This window comes from Nocardia xishanensis NBRC 101358, from assembly GCF_001613365.1.
Classification (GTDB): Bacteria; Actinomycetota; Actinomycetes; order Mycobacteriales; family Mycobacteriaceae; genus Nocardia; species Nocardia xishanensis.
The window spans coordinates 135268-156092 of the sequence record NZ_BDCF01000013.1; the positions used below are offsets into that span (position 1 = coordinate 135268).

The 20825-nt window shown below is 67.6% G+C and carries 25 protein-coding genes; 14 read left to right on the forward strand and 11 right to left on the reverse strand.

What is annotated here, in order from left to right; translation table 11 throughout:
• The first annotated feature begins 151 nt into the window (after nucleotides 1-151).
• Nucleotides 152-850 carry a ubiquinone/menaquinone biosynthesis methyltransferase gene (locus NX1_RS13005; protein ID WP_068058070.1) on the forward strand — a complete coding sequence of 233 codons (699 nt, stop codon included), beginning with the start codon at nucleotides 152-154 and terminating at the stop codon, nucleotides 848-850.
• 33 nt (nucleotides 851-883) lie between these two features.
• Here NX1_RS13005 and NX1_RS13010 read toward each other — a convergent pair whose 3' ends face one another.
• On the reverse strand, nucleotides 884-1897 hold the full coding sequence (locus tag NX1_RS13010) for an AraC family transcriptional regulator (RefSeq protein WP_068058072.1): 1014 nt from the start codon (nucleotides 1895-1897) through the stop codon (nucleotides 884-886).
• 216 nt (nucleotides 1898-2113) lie between these two features.
• Between NX1_RS13010 and NX1_RS13015 the strand changes: the two genes are divergently transcribed.
• Nucleotides 2114-2890 (forward strand): type 1 glutamine amidotransferase domain-containing protein, encoded by a 777-nt coding sequence (locus NX1_RS13015; protein WP_218024120.1) that lies wholly within the window; start codon nucleotides 2114-2116, stop codon nucleotides 2888-2890.
• A gap of 8 nt (nucleotides 2891-2898) precedes the next feature.
• Here the strand turns inward: NX1_RS13015 and NX1_RS13020 are convergent, their stop codons facing one another.
• Entirely contained in the window at nucleotides 2899-3480 is a 582-nt protein-coding gene (locus tag NX1_RS13020; RefSeq protein ID WP_068058076.1) for a TetR/AcrR family transcriptional regulator, read from the reverse strand.
• 72 nt (nucleotides 3481-3552) lie between these two features.
• Here NX1_RS13020 and NX1_RS13025 point away from each other — a divergent pair, with 72 nt between their 5' ends.
• A complete protein-coding gene (locus tag NX1_RS13025) occupies nucleotides 3553-4380 on the forward strand; it encodes a class I SAM-dependent methyltransferase (RefSeq protein ID WP_068058078.1) in 828 nt (275 codons plus the stop codon).
• Between the two features lie 70 nt (nucleotides 4381-4450).
• Here the strand turns inward: NX1_RS13025 and NX1_RS13030 are convergent, their stop codons facing one another.
• Nucleotides 4451-4786: a hypothetical protein gene (locus NX1_RS13030; protein WP_068058080.1), complete on the reverse strand. Its 336-nt coding sequence runs from the start codon at nucleotides 4784-4786 to the stop codon at nucleotides 4451-4453.
• A 24-nt stretch (nucleotides 4787-4810) separates the two neighbouring features.
• Between NX1_RS13030 and NX1_RS36195 the strand changes: the two genes are divergently transcribed.
• Both NX1_RS36195 and NX1_RS13035 read left to right on the forward strand, forming a co-directional pair.
• The gene (locus tag NX1_RS36195) at nucleotides 4811-4966 is read left to right on the forward strand and encodes a hypothetical protein (protein ID WP_157119707.1); all 156 of its coding nucleotides are present in this window, start codon (nucleotides 4811-4813) and stop codon (nucleotides 4964-4966) included.
• A 114-nt stretch (nucleotides 4967-5080) separates the two neighbouring features.
• Complete coding sequence (locus NX1_RS13035) at nucleotides 5081-5386, forward strand: hypothetical protein (protein ID WP_068058082.1); 306 nt, start codon at nucleotides 5081-5083, stop codon at nucleotides 5384-5386.
• Nucleotides 5387-5598: 212 nt separating this feature from the next.
• On the opposite strand, the gene NX1_RS35330 is transcribed toward NX1_RS13035, so the two are convergent.
• Nucleotides 5599-6189: a TetR/AcrR family transcriptional regulator gene (locus NX1_RS35330; protein ID WP_068058084.1), complete on the reverse strand. Its 591-nt coding sequence runs from the start codon at nucleotides 6187-6189 to the stop codon at nucleotides 5599-5601.
• Nucleotides 6190-6240: 51 nt separating this feature from the next.
• On the opposite strand from NX1_RS35330, the gene NX1_RS38380 reads away from it, so the two are divergent.
• Entirely contained in the window at nucleotides 6241-6627 is a 387-nt protein-coding gene (locus tag NX1_RS38380) for a hypothetical protein (protein ID WP_169812228.1), read from the forward strand.
• Nucleotides 6620-7279: a maleylpyruvate isomerase N-terminal domain-containing protein gene (locus NX1_RS13050; RefSeq protein ID WP_068058088.1), complete on the forward strand. Its 660-nt coding sequence runs from the start codon at nucleotides 6620-6622 to the stop codon at nucleotides 7277-7279. Before NX1_RS38380 ends, NX1_RS13050 begins: the two co-directional genes overlap by 8 nt.
• 18 nt (nucleotides 7280-7297) lie before the next feature.
• On the opposite strand, the gene NX1_RS13055 is transcribed toward NX1_RS13050, so the two are convergent.
• Nucleotides 7298-8185: an NAD(P)H-binding protein gene (locus NX1_RS13055; protein WP_068058090.1), complete on the reverse strand. Its 888-nt coding sequence runs from the start codon at nucleotides 8183-8185 to the stop codon at nucleotides 7298-7300.
• 67 nt (nucleotides 8186-8252) lie between these two features.
• On the opposite strand from NX1_RS13055, the gene NX1_RS13060 reads away from it, so the two are divergent.
• Nucleotides 8253-9059 carry a LysR family transcriptional regulator gene (locus NX1_RS13060; protein ID WP_068058092.1) on the forward strand — a complete coding sequence of 269 codons (807 nt, stop codon included), beginning with the start codon at nucleotides 8253-8255 and terminating at the stop codon, nucleotides 9057-9059.
• Nucleotides 9060-9260: 201 nt separating this feature from the next.
• On the opposite strand, the gene NX1_RS13065 is transcribed toward NX1_RS13060, so the two are convergent.
• Nucleotides 9261-10838, reverse strand: a complete 1578-nt coding sequence (locus NX1_RS13065) for an alpha/beta hydrolase (RefSeq protein ID WP_068058094.1) — start codon at nucleotides 10836-10838, stop codon at nucleotides 9261-9263.
• Nucleotides 10839-11131: 293 nt separating this feature from the next.
• On the opposite strand from NX1_RS13065, the gene NX1_RS13070 reads away from it, so the two are divergent.
• A complete protein-coding gene (locus tag NX1_RS13070) occupies nucleotides 11132-11446 on the forward strand; it encodes an SMI1/KNR4 family protein (RefSeq protein ID WP_068058096.1) in 315 nt (104 codons plus the stop codon).
• Nucleotides 11447-11602: 156 nt separating this feature from the next.
• Complete coding sequence (locus NX1_RS13075) at nucleotides 11603-11938, forward strand: hypothetical protein (RefSeq protein ID WP_068058098.1); 336 nt, start codon at nucleotides 11603-11605, stop codon at nucleotides 11936-11938.
• A 180-nt stretch (nucleotides 11939-12118) separates the two neighbouring features.
• Here the strand turns inward: NX1_RS13075 and folE are convergent, their stop codons facing one another.
• Genes folE through NX1_RS13090 form a run of 3 tightly spaced genes read right to left on the reverse strand, consistent with a single transcriptional unit; the run spans nucleotide 12119 to nucleotide 13690 of the window.
• A complete protein-coding gene (gene folE, locus NX1_RS13080) occupies nucleotides 12119-12712 on the reverse strand; it encodes a GTP cyclohydrolase I FolE (protein ID WP_068058100.1) in 594 nt (197 codons plus the stop codon).
• A gap of 4 nt (nucleotides 12713-12716) precedes the next feature.
• Entirely contained in the window at nucleotides 12717-13139 is a 423-nt protein-coding gene (locus NX1_RS13085; RefSeq protein ID WP_068058102.1) for a hypothetical protein, read from the reverse strand.
• Nucleotides 13140-13177: 38 nt separating this feature from the next.
• Complete coding sequence (locus NX1_RS13090; protein ID WP_245668475.1) at nucleotides 13178-13690, reverse strand: DUF2231 domain-containing protein; 513 nt, start codon at nucleotides 13688-13690, stop codon at nucleotides 13178-13180.
• Between the two features lie 132 nt (nucleotides 13691-13822).
• On the opposite strand from NX1_RS13090, the gene NX1_RS13095 reads away from it, so the two are divergent.
• On the forward strand, nucleotides 13823-14521 hold the full coding sequence (locus NX1_RS13095; protein WP_068058106.1) for a helix-turn-helix transcriptional regulator: 699 nt from the start codon (nucleotides 13823-13825) through the stop codon (nucleotides 14519-14521).
• Between the two features lie 45 nt (nucleotides 14522-14566).
• Here NX1_RS13095 and NX1_RS13100 read toward each other — a convergent pair whose 3' ends face one another.
• Complete coding sequence (locus NX1_RS13100) at nucleotides 14567-15922, reverse strand: flavin monoamine oxidase family protein (protein WP_068058234.1); 1356 nt, start codon at nucleotides 15920-15922, stop codon at nucleotides 14567-14569.
• A gap of 114 nt (nucleotides 15923-16036) precedes the next feature.
• Between NX1_RS13100 and NX1_RS13105 the strand changes: the two genes are divergently transcribed.
• Nucleotides 16037-16690 (forward strand): TetR/AcrR family transcriptional regulator, encoded by a 654-nt coding sequence (locus NX1_RS13105; protein WP_068058235.1) that lies wholly within the window; start codon nucleotides 16037-16039, stop codon nucleotides 16688-16690.
• 243 nt (nucleotides 16691-16933) lie between these two features.
• Entirely contained in the window at nucleotides 16934-18274 is a 1341-nt protein-coding gene (locus tag NX1_RS13110) for a flavin monoamine oxidase family protein (protein WP_068058108.1), read from the forward strand.
• Nucleotides 18275-18399: 125 nt separating this feature from the next.
• On the opposite strand, the gene NX1_RS13115 is transcribed toward NX1_RS13110, so the two are convergent.
• Nucleotides 18400-18729: a hypothetical protein gene (locus tag NX1_RS13115; protein WP_157119710.1), complete on the reverse strand. Its 330-nt coding sequence runs from the start codon at nucleotides 18727-18729 to the stop codon at nucleotides 18400-18402.
• A gap of 391 nt (nucleotides 18730-19120) precedes the next feature.
• Between NX1_RS13115 and NX1_RS13120 the strand changes: the two genes are divergently transcribed.
• The gene (locus NX1_RS13120; RefSeq protein ID WP_068058111.1) at nucleotides 19121-20647 is read left to right on the forward strand and encodes an AMP-binding protein; all 1527 of its coding nucleotides are present in this window, start codon (nucleotides 19121-19123) and stop codon (nucleotides 20645-20647) included.
• The last annotated feature ends 178 nt before the right edge of the window (nucleotides 20648-20825 follow it).

Consider the following 20825-nt stretch of genomic DNA (forward strand, 5'->3'; position numbering starts at 1 on the left):
CATGCCCCGCGCGCCGGCCGAACCGTCGGCCGCACGCGCGGGGCGAGTAGTTAGGCGCGGCAGCGCAATTCCAAGCGGCGGTGTGGGTCGGTGGTCGGGTCTCGACTACGTTTGAAGGTCGAAACAGGAGTCCGTCACAAGTGGAGACCGAGTGACCATCGACAAGAGCAAACGCTCCGAAGTGCACGGGATTTTCGAGAAGATCGCAGGCTACTACGACCGGATGAACTTTCTCATGACGCTCGGCCGTCATGGCCGATGGTGCCGGGAAGTGGCCGAGCGTGTCGCACCGCCCGCGGGCGGGCAGCTGCTGGACATCGCCACCGGGACCGGTGTGATCGCGTTGGAGGCGGCGCGGAGGTACCCCGCCGTGACCGTGACAGGCGTCGACTTCTCGGAGGAAATGCTGACCCGTGCGCGGGCCAAGCCCTGGGCGCAGGCGGTGCGGTGGCAACACGCGGACGCGGCCCACTTGCCTTTCGACGACGAGTCTTTCGACGGGATCACCGAAGGCTATCTGCTCAGGAACGTCGAAGACCTGGACGGAGTGCTTCGCGAACAGCGCCGGGTACTGAAGCCGGGCGGCCGGATCGTGATTCTCGAGACCTGCCCGCCGAGCGGGTGGGTGAAGCCGGTGGTCGAGTGGGGGATGCGCATCATCGTTCCGCTGCTCGGTCAGGTGGTGGCTCGCGACCGATCGTCCTACAGCTACCTCGAATCCAGCACGCTCGCTTTCGCGTCACCGGAACATGTCGCCGACGTTCTCCATGGTCTCGGTTTCCAGGACATCGGGTGGAGTAAGAAGTTCTTCGGCACGAACGTCATTCTGTGGGCGACCAAGTCGCGATGACGAGTGAAGGATCCGGGCGGCGTAGACCTCCGGTCACTGTCCGGTGGTATCGGCAGGGGATGTGTGTGCATCGGCGCGGTAGGCGCCGGGCGTGGTGCCTTGCCAGCGTTTGAATGCGCGTACGAGGCTGGCGGCGTCGCTGAGCCCGATGTCGTGGGCGATCTGGTCCAGCGGCCGATTGTCGGTGCGGAGCAGCGTGAGAGCGCGTTGGTGGCTGGCGTGACCGACGAGTTGGCTCCACGTGGTGCCGTCGTCGTGCAGCGCGCGCCGCAGACTCCGAGTGCTCATGTGCAGGCCGCGCGCTACATCGTCGGGTCGGGCCAGCGCCGGTGTGGTGTGCGCGAGGTAGGCGGCGACCTGTTCGCGCACCGAGACGGCCGGCATCAGCTCGGCCATCATGCGGTCGGCGTGCCCGCGGTGCAGCACGGCCAGGTCGCGGTCGGCGTGCGGTAGCGGCCGGTTCAGGTGTGTCGATTGCACGGTGACCGCGTAGTGCTGGGCGTCGAAGGTCACCGGACATCCCAGCACCCTTGTGTATTCGTCGACATCGTGTCGCTGCGGATGGGCGAACGACACCCGGACAGGGGTCCACGACCGCCCGGCCAACCACCGGCACGCGGTCACCACCGTGGCGAGAACCGCCTCGATTTGCTGCACGTCCATCGGCGTCGTGACCGGACGGGGCCGGTAGTACAGGTTGGCTCGCCTGCCATCGTGTTGCAGGGTGAAGGCGCCTGCCTGGCTGACCAAGGGGGTGTACCGCACCGCCAGGTCCGCGGCCTCGGCGAGGGTGGATGCGGTCAGCAGGGCGTGGCCGAGCACATTGAGTGCTGTCGGCTGCACATGTTCGCCCATGTGCAGCCCGAAGTACGGATCCGAGCTGCGTGCGAGGATCTGTGCCCACACGGTGCGCAGCTGCTCGAATCCGACCCGCCCGCGCGTCGGCGTCAGCGCCAGATCCGTGTCCTCGACGAGTCCGCTCGCCGCCGCGCGCGTCACCGCAAGCGCGTAACTGGCGGAGACGGTGAGCGGAGCCGGATGGTGCACCGCCCCAGTGAACCACGCTGGCCTACCGCGTCAACGGCATGGCCACCAGCGCCAATGACCTGCTCGGCTGCTCGAACCTACGGTTGTGCTGCGCCGCAACATCGTTGAGGAGCCTACCGCCACTCGCCTCGCCCTGAAGGCGGTGCGGGACAAAGGAATCTCCGCGAGCTCGGAACCGGCCCGCTCCCGCGCAGAAAGGACCGCCTCGTGATCGTGATGCTGCTCCCCGCCGCCGACTACGACCCGACCGAATCCGCTCTCGCCTGGCGCGAACTCACCGCTGCCGGGATCGAGGTGCGCTTCGCCACCCCGGAGGGTGTGCAGGCATTCGCCGACGAACGTTTGGTCCAACACGGCTTTTCGATCCTGTCGCCAATGATGATGACCCGCCCCGGTGCCCTCGACGGCTACCGGCACATGACCCAAGATCCGAACTTCGCAAAACCGTTGCGCTACCAAGACATCGACGTCGACCAGCTCGACGGGCTTTTCGTCCCCGGCGGACACGCCGGCCGAGTGCGCACCCTGCTCGAGTCTCCGGACGCCCATGCGGTGATGGCCCGCGCGATGCTGCGAGACCTGCCGGTCGGAGCGGTCTGTCACGGTGTCCTCGTCGCCGCGCGCGCCACCGACCCGGCAACCGGGCGCTCGGTTCTGTACGGGCGGCGCACCACCGCGCTGACCTCGCTGCTGGAACTATCGGCGTGGACAGCGACCCGAGCATGGCTCGGCGACTACTACCGCACGTACCCGCAAACCGTGCAGCAAGAGGTCACCGCGGTCCTGGCCGCACCCACCGACTTCGAGCCAGGCCCTCTCCTGCCGTGGCGCGACAGCCCCACCCGACTTCAGCGCGGATTCACTGTGCACGACGGCAATTACCTCTCCGCACGATGGCCCGGCGACTGCCACCGATTGGCCCGTGAATATCTCGCACTGGTGCGAGCTCACCGACGCCGAACCAGCAACGGCGACAAGGCCACCGGGGACTGATGACGTGCTCAACGCCCGGCGATGACCGCGGTGACTACTTTGTGGACGTCCGCGGTCTCGGGTGGGATGCCTTGGCGGTCGGCGAAGAGCATGTGCACGGCTCCGATCAGGGTGGGAGCGAGCGTATCGACGTCGGCGTCCGCGGCGATGCGGCCGAGTCGTCGTTCGGCGGTCAGGTAGGGGGCGAGCGCGAGCGCGGCGTCCGTCAGGATCGGCACGCCGGTCGGTCTCGCCTCGCGCAGCCGGGCGCGTAGCTCGTCGCGGGAGGTGACGAGGCTGACGATCGCCACCGCGACGGACTCGAAGAGGGTCGTCAGTGCCCGGGTGAGGTTGTCGGCGACGAAGCCGGTTCCGGCCGACTCGCGTAGCGCGGCCGCCTGGCCGTCGATCCGGGCGATGCGGTCGAGCACGAGCTCGGCGAGGAACGCGTCGAAATCGGTGAAGTGCCGGTGCAGAACGCCTTTGGCGCAGCCCGCCTCCGAGGTGACCGCCCGGCTGGTGAGCGAGCTGGGTCCGTCCCGGAGCAAGACGCGCTCGGCGGCGTCGAACAGTTGCTCACGCACGTCGCGGAGGGCTACTCCCGTTGGCACCGCAACTCCCTTCTTTCCTCGGCAGGCCCGCTTCTCTTGACGAGTGGGCACACGCCCACTATTAGTGGGCATGTGCCCACTCTACCTCCGGAGCGAAATCCACACTCCGAAAACGCGTCCCATCACCATCGAGAGGTAGCGGAGTCGTTCGGCTCCGATGCCGAACGCTACGACCGGGCTCGGCCGCGCTACCCCCAGGCCCTGGTGGACCTGATCTCGGCGGGCAGCCCCGGTCCCGACGTTCTCGACGTCGGGTGTGGCACCGGCATCGTGGCGCGGCAGTTCGAAGCAGCCGGGTGTCGGGTGCTCGGCATCGACGTCGACCCTCGGATGGCCGAGCTGGCCCGGCAGCGTGGACTCGACGTCGAGGTGGCGTCGTTCGAAGCCTGGGATCCAGCGGGCCGAAGGTTCGACGCCGTCGTCTCCGGGCAGACCTGGCACTGGGTGGACCCGGTCGCCGGAGCCGCAAAGGCGGCACAGGCACTGCGTCCGCGCGGTGCACTGGCCCTCTTCTGGAACGCCGGGCAACCCGTGCCCGAAGTCGCCGAAGCCTTCGCCGAGGTCTATCGGCGGGTGATACCCGATTCGCTGGCCGCGCGTCAGCAGGCGGTGTCGGCCGTGGACGGATACGGTGCGCTGTGCGCCAAGGCCGCCGACGGGATACGGCAGGTGGGTGCGTTCGCCGACCCCGAGCAGTGGCGATTCGACTGGGAACGGTCCTACACGCGCGACGAGTGGTTGGATCAGCTACCGACCCAGGGCGCCTTCACGCGGCTCGCGCGGCCCGAGCTCGAGGAAGTGCTGGCGGGGGTCGGCGCCGCGATCGACGGTGCAGGAGGCAGCTTTGTGATGCGCTACGCCACCGTGGCCGTCGCCGCGACGCGAACCGATACTTCTTGATCTGGCCTGCGAGACCCACCCCTCCTCGTTCCAATCGGCGGAGGAGGCGGGTCACGCAAACCGCACCGGGTCACTCCAGCTGGGACAGCCCGGCTACCGCGACCCGCGCCACCGCCACCTGACCGACCGAGGTGAGATGCACGCCGTCCGGTTCGAACAGGCGTCGATCCGGCGTCGGCCGGGTGACGGAGAGTGTGTCGATCACCGCCTCCGGCCGCTTCAATAGAGCGGCCGCCGTCTCGGCGTGATCCACTGCGCGCCAACTGATTCCGGCCGCGCTGAAGGGCGGGTACTCGGGGAGCAGCTGCTCGTCCGTGTCGGTCGGGGTGAGCCACACCCACCGCGCCGCAACCACGAACTGCACCTGACCACCGAGGGCGGCAAGCTCCTCGGGCAGCTCGCCCACATCGCCCTAGCCCACGAACGCGACATGTTCACCGGGTTGACCGACGACGAATACGAGCAGCTGGCGACCGTGCTGGACAAACTGATCAAGGCAAGGGAACTGACCGCGAGTGGTGCACCCGGGCTACCGCACGCTGGGATCGAGCTCCGCAACCGAACTGGCTCGGGATTCAGGCGCTAGCGCGGCCGGTGAATCAGGGCGCCGATATTCGATGTGTGTGGTTGCGGTAGTTGGTGCTATCGTTCCGGCGCGGCCGAACCGTTCGGTACGGCTGGAACTGCACAGGGGGGTCCCGTGTTCAATTGGTATGTAGGGCTGCTCGCGATCAGTGGCGTCGTCATGATCGCTATGGCCATGGTCGAGAACGGGCAGAGCAGGGCTTCGCGCCTGATCAACGGTATTTTGGGGCCCATCTACTTGGGCTATGCCGTCTACCTGGCCTTCATCTTCGAGGGCGGCTCGTACCTGATCTTCTTCCAAGCGTTCATCCTGCCGGTGCTGCTGGTAGTGGACTTCTTCCGGAACCGGAAGCCGCGCCAGAAACTGACCGACACGCAGAAGGCGTGGCGCGAGCACCAGCGTTCCGCGCAGAACAGGTAAAGCACGTACGCGCTGTCTGAAGTTCGGATCACCTGCGTCGCAAGGCGTCTGGCGTTGCCGAATGGGCAACGCCAACGATGCCGAGGCACCCGGGGCGGCTGAGGCGCAACTGTGAACTACCCGCGGTCGGGCAGGATGTCTTCATCGCGATCGAGGCGTTACGGCAATCGGGAGGCTCGAGCCGTAGCGAATTCTCGCTGACGCAATGTCACTCAGTCATGTGGGTAGAGGGTGCGCTCCCAGATCGCGGCGAGCGTGTCGACGGCCGTGTCGAGGACTTCCGGTTCGGCGCCGACCACCTCGTCGAGCAGGTAGTGCACGTTCATCGCGACCAACGCCCGGGCGATCGATTCGTGCGGTAGCCGGGCGTCGGCGCGGGAGATCGTCTCTGCCGCAGCCTGTTCGAGCGGCTCGAGGAATTCTCGCCACAGCCCGGCGGCCTCCGCGTCCCGCTGTGATGCCTCCGCCAAGGTGCGCAGTACCGCGCCGTCGCGCTGATACATCCGTGCCGCGGACTCCAGTGCCGCACGCGCGGCCGGTCGAGGATCGGTCGCGGTGCGCCAGCGCGCGATGGCGGCGTCGGTCACGGCGCGCAACGGGGCGAGGAGTTCTCGCAGCAGAGCGACCCGGTCGGGGAAGTAGACGTAGAACGACTTGCGCGACAACGTGGTCCGGCTCATGATCGCGCTCACCGTCACCGTGTCCGACGGCCGCTCCCGCAGCAGCGCGCTCGCCGCCGCCAGGATCTCGGCCCGCGCCTCCTGGACCGTGCGCCTGCGCCGCTTCGACTCCGCTATTGCCACGGTGGCAGTATAGGTCGTAGCGTTGGTGCCGCCCTGGCCCGAGGAGTTCGCATGATCACCCACTCCCGTCCAACGGCCACGAGAACCACTGTGGCGCAGTGGTATTGCCTCGTAGTCGGACTGTTCCTGCTGATCCGCTCGGTCACCACGCTGCTCGGTGATCCGGTGTTCGCCACGCCCGGGTCCGGGTGGCGCGCGGTGCTGCAAGCGGTGGTCGCGGTGGCGTTGCTGGCGGGGTTGCGCACCCGGCCGGTCCCGGTGGTCGTGGCGGTCGGGGCCCTCTACGCGTCCGAGACGGTACTGGGAGCGCTGGGCGGCGATGCCATCCTCGGCATCATCCCGGTGGACATGCGGGACCGCATCGTGCACCCGACCCTCGCGATCGCAGCCGCGCTCGTGGTTCTGGTCGCGCGTCGCGGAGGTCGGGCCGATGACTGACGTGGTCCGCGCATTCGAGGAAGAGAGCCTGGCCTGTGCGCGGGTCCTGGCCGAGCTCACCCCGCCCGAGTTCGCGCGGCCCACCCCGTGCCCGCCGTGGACCGTAGCCGAGTTGATCGCACACGTCACCGCTGCCATCGCCCGCGTCCCCGACGGTCTGGCCGCCCCCGCACCGTCGCGCGCGGATCTCGACGCCAGCGGCTATTACCATCCGCGCATCTTCGACTCGACCGCCAATGCCGACCGCGTGGCCGCGGCCCAGCGCGCCGCGGCGGCCCAGCCGGATCCGGCCGACTTGGTCGCCGCTTTCGACCACCAACGCCGCCGCAGCATGGACGGCATCGCCCACCAACCACCCGATCGGCTGATCGTGACTCGCTGGGGCGACGGCATGGCCCTGGACGAATTCCTGCTCACCCGCGTGGTGGAACTGGTCCTGCACGGACTGGATCTGGCCGCCGCGCTGGACCGCCCCATCTGGGCCACCTCCACCGCGGCGGCACTCGTCACCGGCTTCCTCGGCGTGGATACCGCTGCGACTCGGCTCGGCTGGGATCAGCCGACCGCGCTGGCCAAAGGGAGCGGACGTGCGCCACTCACCCCGGACGAGCAGACCGAGCTCGCTCGAATTCCCCTGCGCCCGTTCGGCTGAACTCGGCCGCCCCAGCGCTCACTCCCGGACAGCGGGCGCGAGGACCTGCGCGCACCACTCGTGGAAGCTCGTCGGGCTCGCGGTCTCCGGAGTGCGTCGGCCGTCATCGAGACCCTCGTCCTTTGCGCGCATCATGTCGACGAATCCGTCCACGAACGCGTCCCCGAGTCCGGCGAGGGTGGCTCGGAATTCGTCGAGCGACTGGCGCCGGTAGCGGATCGGGCGGCCGAGCACTTCGGACATGATGTGCGCCATGTCGTTCGGCGAAAGATCCTCGGGGCCGAGGACCGCGACCTCGCCGGTGCCTGTCCACGAGCGGTCGAGCAGCAGGCCTGCGGCGGCCGCGGCGATGTCTCGGGTGGCGACGATCGGCGCTTTGCGGTCGGCGCCGAGGGTTCCGGTGAACACACCGTCGTCTCGAATCGAAACAGCCTGTCGCAGTATGTTGTCCATGAAGGATGGGTTCGCCAGTGCCCGGTAGGCCACGCCCGTACTCGCGAGGAGGTCGTCCATCGCCAGCGACGCTGTCACCAGCCCGGCGCGGTCGGCGACAGGGGTGCCGCGGCCGAGCGCCGAAACGCCGACGACGTGCCCGACTCCGTGGGTGGTCAACGCCTTCCCGGCGGCGCGAGTGAACTCGGAATACGCGGCGTCCAGGCTCGATGCCCGTGCGGCAGGCGGGACCAGCCAGAAGACGGCGTCCGCGCCGGCGAAGGCCTGTTCCACGACGTCGGCGTCGCCGTGCGAGCCGGCGACGACATCGACGCGGGCGCGGACCGCCTCGGGCAGCCTTCCGGGATCGCGCACGATGACGCGCAATTCTTCACCTCCGGTGTGGATTTCGGTGAGCAGGATGTCCAGCAGTCGGCCGCCGATCTGGCCGGTGGGAGTGGTGATAACGATCATGCTTCGAGTCTCGGCGCGGCTGTTTGCCGAGTCCAATACCCTTTGCGCCAATTGATACCTTGAAGGCATGGATCTGGATCTGCGCAAGCTCCGCTACTTCGTCGCGGTGGCCGAGCACCGGCACTTCGGCCGGGCGGCGGAACAGCTCTACATCGCCCAGCCGGTTCTCAGCCGACAGATCCGGGCTTTCGAACAGGAGCTGGACTGCGCTCTGCTCGTGCGGACCACCCGCAGCGTGGAGCTGACCGCCGCCGGGAAGCGGCTCTACGAGGAGGCGCAGGGGATCCTCCCGGCCGTCGACGCGGCTGTGCGGCGCGTGCAGGACGCCGACCGAGGCGTCCAACGGCTCGTGGTCGCCTTTTCGCCGGGACTGCATGTGTCGGAAGCGATCCGGGCCTTCGCCTCGCGTTACCCCGATGTCGAGACCGGCATCATCCCGGTGCGCTGGTGGGATCCGGACGCGCCGCTGCGCGACGGCCGAGCCCAGATCGGTTATCTACGAAGGCCGTTCGACGACTCGGGGTTGCAAACCATCTCCCTCGGCCACGAGCCCAGGGTCGCCTGTATGCCCGCGACTCACCCGCTGGCGTGCCGAACGCAGCTCACCCGCGCCGACCTCGACAGCGAGCGGATGCTCGACATGCCGACTCGGCGGACGTCCTCGTTGGAAGAAAAGTTCGAGCTCATCGCTTCCGGGCACGGCATCGCGCTCGTCCCGCTGAGTGTGGCGCGGTCCTACTCCCGCCCCGACCTCGTCCATCTCTCCGTCTCCGACGCGCCACGGGTGGAGACGTGCCTGGCCGTCGCCACGGACCGGCGCGAGAAGCTACTGCTCGATTTCCTCGAGATCGCCACCGCGACGCTGCGGCACTGATCGTGGCAACTCGCCGAAGCGCAGTACCTCCGACAGTCGAATTCGACTACCTGCCTGTACTTCCGCGTCCCAGGTGATCGGCACGGCCATGCCAAGCAAGCCCGTCAGGATGCCGACGACCCAACGCCCGTGTGGTTCTGGTACATCCGCCACCGGCAGGGCTACGCAGTCTGCGAAGCAGCCGATTGCTGAGACGTCTGGTCAGTCGAAGGGCGACTTGTCAATAGCGCAGCCGGTGCCTTCCGGTGGTAGCAGGCCCGTGAACAGGTACTCCCGTTTGGTCCGCTCGGCGCAGCTGCTCGGCACGTACATGCTGCTGTGGCCGGCACCTTCGATCACCACCACCCGGGCGTCGGCCAGCTGGGCGGCGCCCGCGTAGGCGCCTGGCAACGGGGTCGCGGGGTCGAATCTGCTGTTGAGCACCAAGATCGGCGCAGCGGTGCGGCGATTCCACGGTCCGGTGTACCGGTCGGCGTCATGGCCTCGCCAGAACGCGCAGGTGGAGGTGCCGAAGACGGCGACCCGACCGAAATACGGCACCCGCAGATCTTCCGATACCGCTGCGCGGCTGTAGATGCTGGTGTCGGTCGGCACCACACTGTCGGTGCACTGAATCGCGTGGTACGCCTCGGTGCGGTTGCCCAGGTAGGACGCGCCGCGCGCGACCGGCAGCAGTCCTGGAACGGTGGTGCCCGCGTCGAACAGCTTCTGCAGCAGCACCGCCAGGTCCGGGTAGGTGGACGACTGCGAAAGACTGGCTGCCGCATTGATGATCGCCGAATAGGTCCACGCCTGACCATCCACCTTGATCGGTGCCAGCCGAGCCCGCTCCGCGAGCACCGTCCACTTCAGCCTCGGATCGCCGGAGGAAAAAGCGCAGCGCGGCCCGGCCGCCGAACACTGTTGCAGAAATGCTTCGAAGGTGGCGGCGATGCCGTCGGCGACGCCCTGCCGGGTGTCCAGCGGAACCGTGGCGCCCTGTCCGTCGTGGCCGTTGATGTTGCCCTCGAAGTCCATCGAGCCATCGAAGACCATCGCGCGCACCCGGCTGGGGAACATGTTCGCGTAGATCGCGCCGAGCTGGGTTCCGTAGGAAATACCGTGATAAGTGAGCTTCGGATCCCCGACGGCGCGGCGCAACAGTTCCAGATCCCGCGCGGTGTTGGCGGTCGAGGCGTGGTTCAGGATCGGACCGGCCTGCTGCTCGCAGCGGTCGGCGAACTCCTTGGACCAGTCGTAGTACGGGGCCTCTTGGCCTGCGGCGGTGGGCATCTCGGGCACCGAGCCGAGAAATGCCAACTGTTCGTCCACGGACGGAAAACAGCGCACCGCCGCACTGCGTGCCACCGCTCGGGTGTCCCAGGAGACCACGTCGAACCGCGACCGCAGCTCATCGGAGAACAGCCACGGCCACCGAGCCCGTTCGCGCAGGCGATCCACCCCTGACGGGCCGGGACCGCCGAAGTTGACGAACAGTGTGCCGATCCGCTGACTCGGATCGGCGGCGGGCAGTTCGATCACCGCCAACTCGATCTGGTCACCGTGCGGCTGGTTGTAGTCCAGCGGCACCTTCGCGGACGCGCACTGGAAGCCGTCCTGGCAGTCGGACCACTGCATGGTTGGGGTGTCCGCCGCCTGAGCCAGGCGATCGATGTAGGGGTCGCCGCCTTCCTCCGCCGCCGCGGGCACGGGGGCGCCGAGCACACCGGCTCCGATCAGGAGCGCCAGTGCGGCGCGCCGGATCCGGTGAGATCTGTTGGGTCCCAGGCGTAGATCCAATCGAGGGCCTCCCTGTGCACGGATCGACGAACCGGGCGATCTTGTCACACGTCCGGCGACGACTGCCACAACCAGAGAGACTCCGCACATCGCGCGAAACCGGGGAAGGGCGCAAAGCGACTGCTCGGCAACCACTTTCACGTCAGCACGGCTTCGAGTGCGTAGACGCGACCGGAACCTCGGTTAGGCTTCGCCCTCCATCCCCTTCTCGCATGCGTATACCGGCAGGTCGCGGACGGCGGTTTCGGCCCCGACTACCAGTTGCTCCGGCTGCTAAGCGGTGACGCCGAACCGTGGTGTCGGCCTATCTCACCAACCGGGCCGCCGGTGCGGGAACCGAGTGGGCTTGGCCGGAAGGTGTGGTGCCCATCCTGACTCGAGGCTGTGGCATGTACGCGTGCGTCGACTGCCACAGCGATGAGGGCACGGTCCTGTTGTTCGAGCCCAACCCGGGCGATCCGGACTCTGCTTGGTTCATCGATTCGCCGAGCCTGGCGCAGTGGTTCGAGCGCTATCTCGACGACACCGGCTGGTGGGTCGCAGCCGAGGAAGGCGAAGACGTCGACGATATGCCGCTGTGGACGCTCGCCCGAGGGCGCGCCGACTGACCACACCCCAGACGGCAGGGTGGCCTGCCCGGCCGGAATGCACCCAAGCACATTGCCACCCAGCATGATTCGCTGTCAGAAACCTCATGCCCGATTACCGCCCGGCTGTAGCCGAAATGGCTCGATCTGACGGAGCCGCGAACGTAGGCTGCCCACATGTGCATCTACCCCAGCCGGACGCATCTGGTGTGCTTGTCCTGCCGGGTTTCCTCCAAGCACTCGATCGGACGTGGGCCGGACCGTTGCCCGCAATGCCCTGGGAACCTCATCGACGCCGGTCCGCACTTGGCGGTGCCCAGGAAAGTCGACAATGCGGGGTGGCGAGCGCTCGACGCCGTGCTCGATTCCGGGCTGAACTTCTACGGCGGCTGCTGTGGCGCCGGTCCCGGCTACCGGCCCCGCACGCCGCGCGAGGTTCGAGAGCGGCTGAGTCTCGCCGAACGCACGGGTATGCCGATCGCCGAGGCGCTGGCCACGGCCGATCCCAAGTGACCGTCTGCCGTGCGCGGCGCGAACTGGTCGACGTTCAACCAATTCATCGCCCGCGAACTCAATGGCGGTCTACGCCCGTCTGTGTCGGCATGTCTCACCTCGGCTCGGTCGTTGTACTCACCGCAGCGGCGCACTGCGCGTCAGCGATCAACCGCTGACGCGCGTCCGCGGACCCCGGCGTCAGGGGACGATGCCGGTCAGGGCGAAGAACTCCTGGCGTGAGCGCGCGTCTTCCCGCAGGGTGCCGAGCAGCGTGGAGGTGACGGTGGTGGTTCCGGCCGCTTGGACTCCGCGCAAGGTCATGCAGGTGTGTTCGGCCTCGATGACCACTCCGACCCCCTTGGGGTCCAGGTGTTCGATGAGCCAGTCGGCGATCTGCTTGGTCAGCCGTTCCTGGACCTGCGGGCGACGGGAGAAGTGTTCGACGATGCGGGCCAGTTTGGACAGGCCGAGAATGCGATCACCGGGCAGATAGCCGACGTGGGCGACGCCGACGAATGGCAGCAGGTGGTGTTCGCACACCGACCGCAGCGGGATGCGGCGCGCCAGCACGAGTTCGTCGTAGCCCTCCTCGTTGGGGAAGGTGGTCAGGTCGAACGAGCGCGGGGTGAACAACTCGGCATAGGCGCGGGCCATCCGTCCCGGGGTGGATTGCAGGTGTTCGTTGTCGAGACCGACACCGAGTGCGGTCAGAAAGGTGCGGGCGGCCTCTTCGGCGGCGGCCAGGTCGACGGTCCCGGGATTGTGGACGACGCGCAGTGCGGGTTGAGACATTCGTTCAGTTCCCGCCGACGCCGAGAGCGGTGAGCAGGACCAGCACCACAGTGGTCACCGCGAGAACGCCGTGCCCACCGACGATCGCGACCGGGAAATGCCGCTCGGCCGGGGCCTCGGCCGCGACCCGGTTCGCGGTGCGGGCCCGGTAGACCGGCAGCCAGCGCGCCAGCATCGTGAATCCGAGTAGCGCGACCGGCACGAGCAGTCCGAACGCGACCCAGGCCAGCGCTTCGTTGTCGATGGCGAGGTAGACGATCCATACCAGCAGCCCGGCCACGGCGAGCAGGAAGTGCCCGAACACGACCGGAACCGGAAGGTGACTGGAACTCGGTTGGCGTGCACCGCCTTTGGCGATCCAAGTGCCCAGCAGAACGAACCCGCCGGCCGCGGTGAGCAGCCAGAGAATCAGAGCTGCGATGCCCATGATGACTCCTGAAAGAGAAGGGACGGAAGGGGAGGGGGTCAGCGGCGGTAGCCGGCGGCCTGTGTGGTCTCGTCGGCGACCCGCACGCCGTAGTGGTAGGCGAGCTTGCCGCCCAGATAGCCCGACACCGCGAGCACCGCCACAGCGATGATCGACAGCGTGAGCGGGCCGGTCGGCACGGCGCCTTCGACTTCGGTTGCGGACGCACGCCACCAGAAATCGAGTGTGAACGCCAGGGTGACAGCCAGATTCAGACCCATGTGCACCAGCCCGATCCGGAACGCCTGCGTCCCGGTCGGGATGGCGAAGAGGTCCAGGAATCCGACCGTCGCGGCGGCGAGAGCGCCCAGCACGCCGATGGCGATCAGCCATTGCGCGCCGCGTGCGAGGAACGCGGGTTCGCCGACGACGTGCGAGCCGATGTCGAACACCAGGCTGGCCAGCCACGCCCCGATCGGCACGGTGACCAGGATCGGATGGAACGGATGACCGTACGGCCCGGCCAGCGCAACGCTGACCGGACGCTTGGCCTGCCGCATGTCATCGAGCACGACAACCTCCGCACCGCCGTCATCTAATTACACCAATAAATCTTGGTGCAATTGAGTGATGTCGTCAAGCTCCGCACATCAGCGCCGTACCCGAGCAGTTCCGTCCAGCATGATCGGCGTTATTATGGACCGGTGACCAAGGAAGCGGCCATCGGCGCCGTCGCGGCGCTAGACGACGAACTGCGCCGGAGCATGTACTGGTTCATCCGCCGCGCCGGGCGTCCCATCACGCGCGACGAAGCCGCCGAACACGCCGGGATCTCACGGAAACTCGCCGCGTTCCACCTCGACAAACTCGTCGATGCCGGACTGCTGCAAGCTCGCTACGAACACGCGGGCGGAATCCGGCGGGTCGGGCGCACGCCCAAGGTGTACGTGCCCGCCGACACCGAAATCCGCGTCAGCATCCCCGAACGCCGCCACGAAGTCTTGGCCGAGATCCTGATGAACGCGGTACTCACCGAGGCCACCGGCGAGACCGCGCGCGATGCCGCCCTTCGCGTCGCCGCGGATCGAGGCGCCCGAACCGGGCGCGACCTTCGTGAACGGCTGCGGCCGGGACGACTCGGCGCCGAACGCGCCCTCACGCTCCTGCACACCACGCTCGGCGAAGAAGGCTTCGAACCAGCCAGAACCGCACCGGCGTGCCTGCGACTGCGCAACTGCCCCTTCCATCCGCTGACTGCCCAGGCCCCCGACCTGGTGTGCGCGCTCAACCACACCTACCTCACCGGCTTGCTTCGCGGACTCGAAGCCGACACCATCCACGCCGAACTCGCACCCGCCCCCGGCGAATGCTGCGTCGAACTCCGCGCCCAACCCGACGCCTGAGAGCCCTCGGCTACCGGGCACCGATGTGAGGGATGACCTTCGATTTCAGGAATCCAAGCGTTCGAGGACTTCGGCTGCCGCGCGGTAGCCGGATCTGACGGCGCCGTCCATGTAGCCGTTCCAGATGTCGGACGTTTCCGCGCCCGCCCAGTGAATGCGCCCGACCGGTTCGGACAGCGCCGCTCCGTACTGCGTCCAGACGCCTGCGCCCAGTCGGCCGCCGTAACACCCGCGGGTGAATTCCTCTTCCATCCAGTTCTGCTCGAGGTACTCGGCCGGTTCTGCGGCCTCGGAACCGAACAGCTTGGTCAGGGTCGCCACGGCGACAGCCCGTCGTTCGGCCGCGCTCCAGCGCGCCGCGGTCCGTGCGTGCGCGCCCTCGAAGAATCCGACGATGACACCGCATGATTCGTCCGGCGGCGAGTTGTCGAGCGTGACGCTGAGCGGATCATCGAGGCTGAAGGCGAACCCATTGAGGCCGGAGTCGCGCCAGAACGGCGTTGGATAGGCGACCTGGACCTTGATCACCGACCCCATCGGGATCTGCTGGGTGAGTCCGTCGCGTGTGGCGGGAAGGGCCGGCTCGTAGCGCAATCGACCGGCCAGGGTCGGCGGTATCGCGACGATCGCATACCCGGCGGTGATCGTTCCGCCGGAGTAGGACACGCTCACGCCGTCTTCGTCGTAGGCGATCGAATGCACCGGGACGTCGAGCGAGACGACATCGTCGCCGAGTTCGTCGGCCAGCCGTTCGGAGATCTGATGTGTGCCGCCGACCACGCGCAACTCCTGCGCGCCATCGGTCACGCCGACGAGGACGTCGAGCATGCCTGCGGATCTGATGTAGAAGAGGAAGTGCAGCAGCGACATCTCGGACGACTCGGCGGAGAACAGCGCGGGTACCACCGCGGCCCAGAACGCGAGCGCTTCCGCGTTCTGTGTGTTCGCGCGAAGCCACTCGTCGACGGTTCGGCGATCCAGCTCGGCCGCTCGCGGTGAAGTCCACGGCGAAGACAGCGAAACGGTTTCGGCTATCGCTTCGAGTTCGGCCTGGAGGCGACCGACTTCTTCGGCCGCCTCGTCGGACAGGCCGAAGGTCCCATCGCCGTAGCGAGTGACTGTGCCGTCGTAGAGCGTCACCGATTCGCCGTCGTCGTAGGTCGGGAACGTCTTCAGGCCGAATTCGCCTACCAGTTTCAATACCTCGGTCTGTGTCTGCCCGATCCACTGTCCGCCCATCTCGACGGGAACCCCGTTGGCCAGCGTGCCCCCGAGATTGCGGCCGGCGACCCGGTCTCGCGCCTCGAGCACCCGCACGCTGCGGCCGGCGGCTTGCAAAGCTCTGGCCGCGGTCAAGCCGGCGAGACCGGCACCCACCACAACGACATCGACATCGGTCATATCCGGATCCTTCACGCAAAACTCGGTCGGTTGTACGACTGTAAGATAGGTCACGCCACTGACGTGTGCAACAGTTGTGGCGAAGTTCGTCTGCTGATGGAGCGAGGAGAACCGGTGGTTTACGTGAGGGCGTCCGAGCGTGAGGAGCAGATCGTCACGGCGGCCATCAAGGTGCTAAGCGTGGTCGGCGTGCCCGCCACCACGCTGCGCGCGGTCGCGGGGGAGGCCGGCATCCCGCTCGGCACGCTGCACTACGTGTTCCCGACCAAGGACCAGCTGCTGCGTTCGGTCATCACGACGCTCATCCGCGACATCTCCGAAGCGCTGCGCGCGGAGCTCGAGCTCGACAAGGGGGTCGAGCACGCCCTCCGGCACGGCATAACGAGCTTCTGGAAGAAGCTGGTGGACAACCAGGTCGGGCTGCAGATCATGCAGTACGAGCTGATGGCGTATTCCCTGCGCAGCGACGCCGAAGGCAGCTTGGCTCAGCTCCAGTACGAACGCTACAGCTCGGTTGTCACGGAGTTCTGCGAGCAGGCCGCCCAGGCCGCGGGGGAGCGATGCGCGGTCGGTTTCGACACGCTCGGTCGCCTCGCGCTCGCTCAGATCGACGGGCTGATCTTGCAGTACGCGTCCAAGCCCGATCCTGCCCGCGCCCAGCGAGACCTGAATCAGGCGCTGGACATGCTGGTCCTGTTCGCCGATCCGCAGCCGGTCGCGCGGAGCAGGGCGCGCCGCGCGAGCCGAGTTCTCACCGACGAGCATTAGCCGTCCGTCAACCCCGCTTCGGCCGCCTCTTGCGCCTTGGGCCACATCCGCTTTATCGTGATTCGTACGGTTGTCCGACTTAATGCGCCTTTTCCTCACTCGGATCGAAGCGAGAAGTCTCACGGAGTCGGGTCTGCCACGACGGACCTTTGCACCAAGCGCCCGGCTCCCACGCATTCGGGGTCGAGCCACAGGTTCCGCCTCCTCGTTCGGCCCACGGTTCGCCATCTGGAGTGAGACGCGATGACCCAGAAGAAGATGAACGACATGTCCAACGCCGAGGACGTGCCGCGAGCCATCACGGTTGCCGTGATCGGCGCGGGCATGGCCGGGCTGATCGCAGCCCGTGAGCTGCATCGGCGGGGCATCGATGTCGTAGTGCTCGAATCCGCAGCGCGGCCCGGCGGGCGGATGTTGGCCGAAACCACCGCGCTGGGTTCACGAATCGACCTCGGCGGCCAGTGGATCGGCCACGGGCATCACCGTTTCGAGACGCTCGCCGCCGAACTCGGCGCGACGGTCTTCCGGATGCACACACCCAAGCGGCCCGAGATCGTCGATGGCGACTCGCGCATCAGAAACTCCAGCCTGGCCATAGCGGCCGCCACCACTGGACTTCTGGCCTTGGAGATCGCAGCGCGACTCGGAGCACCCCGAGCGTGGAAGACGCAGACTGTGCGGTCGTGGCTGCGACACGTGCCGGGACGCCGAGCGCGACGTTTACTGGAACTCCTCGTCTCGGTGTCCACCACCGCAGACCTCGACCGCTATTCCATGCACGCTTTCCTAGAGATGATCCGCTACCAGGGCGGCCTCACCGCGATGCTCTCCACCGCGGGCGGCGCTCAGGAAAGCCTGGTTCTCGAAGGGGCCGGAACGCTGACAGAAAGGCTGGCAGCCGAACTCGAGGGCAGGGTGGTGTTCGACAGCGTTGTCACGGCGTTGCACCGCGACGAGACCGGCGTGACGGTTCACTCGGCATCGGGAACTTACCGAGCCGCCGAAGTCATCGTGGCCGTCCCGCCGCCGATGGCGGCGAGAATCGCACACCACCCCGAACTTCCTACTGCGCGAAACCAATTGCAGGACAACACCTACATGGGTTCGGTGTACAAAGCGATCGCGGTCTACGACCGCCCGTTCTGGCGCGGACGCGCACACGCCGAACTGCTGGTCCTCACCAGTCCCGGCATGGCGGTATTCGACACCTCCCCACCGGGCGGACCCGGCCACCTGTGTGTACTCATCGCGGGCCCCGAAGCGCGCAACCTCGACGGGCTCGACAGCGGCGCACGGCGCGCGGCGGTCCTCGGCCCGCTCAGCGCCCACCTCGGCCCCGCCGTCCTGAAACCGGCTGGCTGGCACGAAAAGCCGTGGCACCTGGACGAGAATGTCGGTGGCGGTTACACGGCTCTGCCCGACATCGGCCACGACGAGGGATCCTTCCCCGCGTCCTCGGAACGGGTGGGCCACCTCCACTGGGCGGGAACCGAGACCGCGGGCGAGCACGCCGGATATATCGAGGGCGCTATCGAGTCCGGCGAACGCGCCGCCCATGAGGTCATCGAAACCCTCTCGGAATAGTCGCACTCTCATCCGCCACTGAGATCCCGCGACCACTGCTCGGCGACCGTTTTCAAGGCTGAACCGCCGAAGACACGAAGAAGGCCACCGTCCCCGCGCGGAAGGTGGCCTTCGTCGTCGCCGGATCAGCTGCTGCCGAACGAGCCCGTGGGCGGCAGCACCTGCCGGAAGATGCGGGGTCCTGGACCGGGGAAGTCGTGATCTGGCCCGCGGAACTCCACCCGCGGGCCGCCGGGGCCCGGCCGGCCGGGGAACCCATCGGGTCCCGGATGCGGGCGGCTGACATCGGCGCCCTCGAGCACGACGCCATCGGACGCCTGCTGAACCTGAACGGCGTCGGTCGCAGGCTCTTCCGCGCCCGCCGTCGCCGCGACCGCGGCCAGCGGAATCGCCGCCAGTGCGCCCGCTACGACGACCCGGACGGCTCCTCGGCGCATGTTCGTCTTGGAATGCACTCGGAATTCCCTTCTCTCACAGCGTGAGTCGCGCTGACTCACGACACCCCATCGAAGGCGGTCGCGCTGTGACCGAGGTGCGACGACTCTGGGAGTCGGCTGTGAACGGTGCGCGTTCCTGTGAATCAGCGGCCGATATTGCGGGACAACAGATCCCGCCCGTCCCCGCGAGGCTACGATTCGGGCCGGGGCATCGCCACGACACGGACCCGACTTCATCATCGCCGCGCCCGGTATCCCGCACACTCGTACCGGCAAGAAGCTCGAGGCGCCGATCGAACGGCTTCCGCGGGGCTCCGGGCCGACTCGACCGGTCGACCGCGGCTCGGTGGATGCGCCCGGATCGCTCGACCGGTTTGCCGCACATGCCCGTTCGTGAAGGAGTCGAACCTTGCTCGTGCCATTCAACGTCTCCGACTTCCTGTACCGCGCCGAGACGGTGTACGGCGGCCGCATCGGTGTCGTCGACGAGCCGGACCAACCGGCACCCTCGCTGGGGGAGCTCACCTATGCCGAGCTGGCGGCGCTGGCCCGCAGGCAGGCGGCCAGGCTCGATGAGCTGGGCATCGCACCCGGAGACCGTGTCGCGATCGTCTCGCAGAACAGCGCTCGACTGCTGGTGAGCTTTTTCGGAGTCGCCGGGTCGGGCCGAGTGCTGGTGCCCGTCAACTTCCGGCTACGCCCCGACGAAGTCGCCTACATCGTGCGGCACAGCGGCGCCAGAATGCTGCTGGTCGATCCCGAACTAGACGACGCACTTGCCGAGGTGGAGGCGGAGTTCCGGCTCGTGCTCGGCGACGACGTCTACGCGGCGGAGGGAATCGATCCGGCGCCATGGGAGGCCGACGAGAACGCCACCGCGACAATCAATTACACCTCCGGCACCACGGCACGCCCCAAGGGCGTGCAGATCACCCACCGCAACATCTGGACCAACGCGCTCACCATGGGCCTGCACCTCGGCGTCACCGACCGCGACGTCTACCTGCACACGCTGCCGATGTTCCACGCCAACGGCTGGGGCATGCCGTTCGTCGCGGCCGGTCTCGGCGTGCCGCAGATCGTGCTGCGCAAGATCGACGGCGCGGAAATCCTGCGTCGTATCGAACAGTACCGTGTCACCTGCCTGTGCGCCGCTCCCGCCGTGGTGGCCGCCGTGCTCGAGGCCGCGAACACTTGGGAGGGCGACATCCCCGGCCGCGACCGGGTACGGATCGTCGTGGCAGGCGCGCCTCCGCCGACCAAGACCATCGTGCGCGTGGAGCAGGAACTGGGCTGGGAGTTCATCCAGATCTACGGACTCACCGAGACCTCGCCGCTGCTCACCGTCAACCGCTCCCGCAGCGAGTGGGACGACCTGACTCCCGAAGAACGGGCGGCGAAGCTGGTCCGGGCCGGCGCCCCGGCGATCGGCGTACAACTGCATGTCGACGCGACGGGCGAGGTGCTCGCCCGTTCCAACGTCGTGCTCGACGGCTACTGGAAGCAGCCGGAGGAGACCGCCGAAGCGCTCGACGGCGGCTGGTTCCACACCGGTGACGGCGGCACGATCGACGACAACGGCTACCTCACCATCAGCGACCGCAAGAAGGACGTGATCATCACCGGCGGCGAGAACGTCTCCTCGATCGAAGTCGAGGACTGCCTCTTCTCCCACCCCGCCGTGGCCGAGGTCGCGGTGATCGCCGTGCCGAGCGAGAAGTGGGGCGAGACCATCAAGGCGCTCGTGGTTCTCGCGCCTGGCACACAGGCCACCGAGGCCGAGCTGATCGGGTGGTGCAAGGAGCGGCTGGCAGGCTACAAATCACCGACCTCGGTGGAATTCCGAGCGGAGCTGGCTCGCAACGCAACCGGCAAGCTACAGAAGTTCAAGCTACGAGCACCCTACTGGGAGGGGCAGGAGCGCAACGTCGACTGATCGCGCTCTCAAAACAGATCCGCGCTGATAGGTGCCGGTGGTTCGGCTGCCGCGTCTCGGCGGAAAACGACACCGCCGACCACCGTGCATGCCAGACCGGATCGTCCTGTCGATGCAGGGGGATTCGACGACCCGTTGACGAGTACGGATAAGGACGGCGGCATCGAGGCTTCCGGGG

Bases quoted from the DNA above. Each gene is read 5' to 3' on its own strand.
- NX1_RS13075 (WP_068058098.1), top strand. From the start codon at position 11,603: ATGTGCATCTACCCCAGCCGGACGCATCTGGTGTGCTTGTCCTGCCGG.
- NX1_RS13050 (WP_068058088.1), top strand. From the start codon at position 6,620: ATGACTGACGTGGTCCGCGCATTCGAGGAAGAGAGCCTGGCCTGTGCG.
- folE (WP_068058100.1), bottom strand. From the start codon at position 12,712: ATGTCTCAACCCGCACTGCGCGTCGTCCACAATCCCGGGACCGTCGAC.
- NX1_RS36195 (WP_157119707.1), top strand. From the start codon at position 4,811: ATGTTCACCGGGTTGACCGACGACGAATACGAGCAGCTGGCGACCGTG.
- NX1_RS13110 (WP_068058108.1), top strand. From the start codon at position 16,934: ATGACCCAGAAGAAGATGAACGACATGTCCAACGCCGAGGACGTGCCG.
- NX1_RS13015 (WP_218024120.1), top strand. From the start codon at position 2,114: ATGCTGCTCCCCGCCGCCGACTACGACCCGACCGAATCCGCTCTCGCC.
- NX1_RS13060 (WP_068058092.1), top strand. From the start codon at position 8,253: ATGGATCTGGATCTGCGCAAGCTCCGCTACTTCGTCGCGGTGGCCGAG.
- NX1_RS13100 (WP_068058234.1), bottom strand. From the start codon at position 15,922: ATGACCGATGTCGATGTCGTTGTGGTGGGTGCCGGTCTCGCCGGCTTG.
- NX1_RS38380 (WP_169812228.1), top strand. From the start codon at position 6,241: ATGATCACCCACTCCCGTCCAACGGCCACGAGAACCACTGTGGCGCAG.
- NX1_RS13085 (WP_068058102.1), bottom strand. From the start codon at position 13,139: ATGGGCATCGCAGCTCTGATTCTCTGGCTGCTCACCGCGGCCGGCGGG.
- NX1_RS13055 (WP_068058090.1), bottom strand. From the start codon at position 8,185: ATGATCGTTATCACCACTCCCACCGGCCAGATCGGCGGCCGACTGCTG.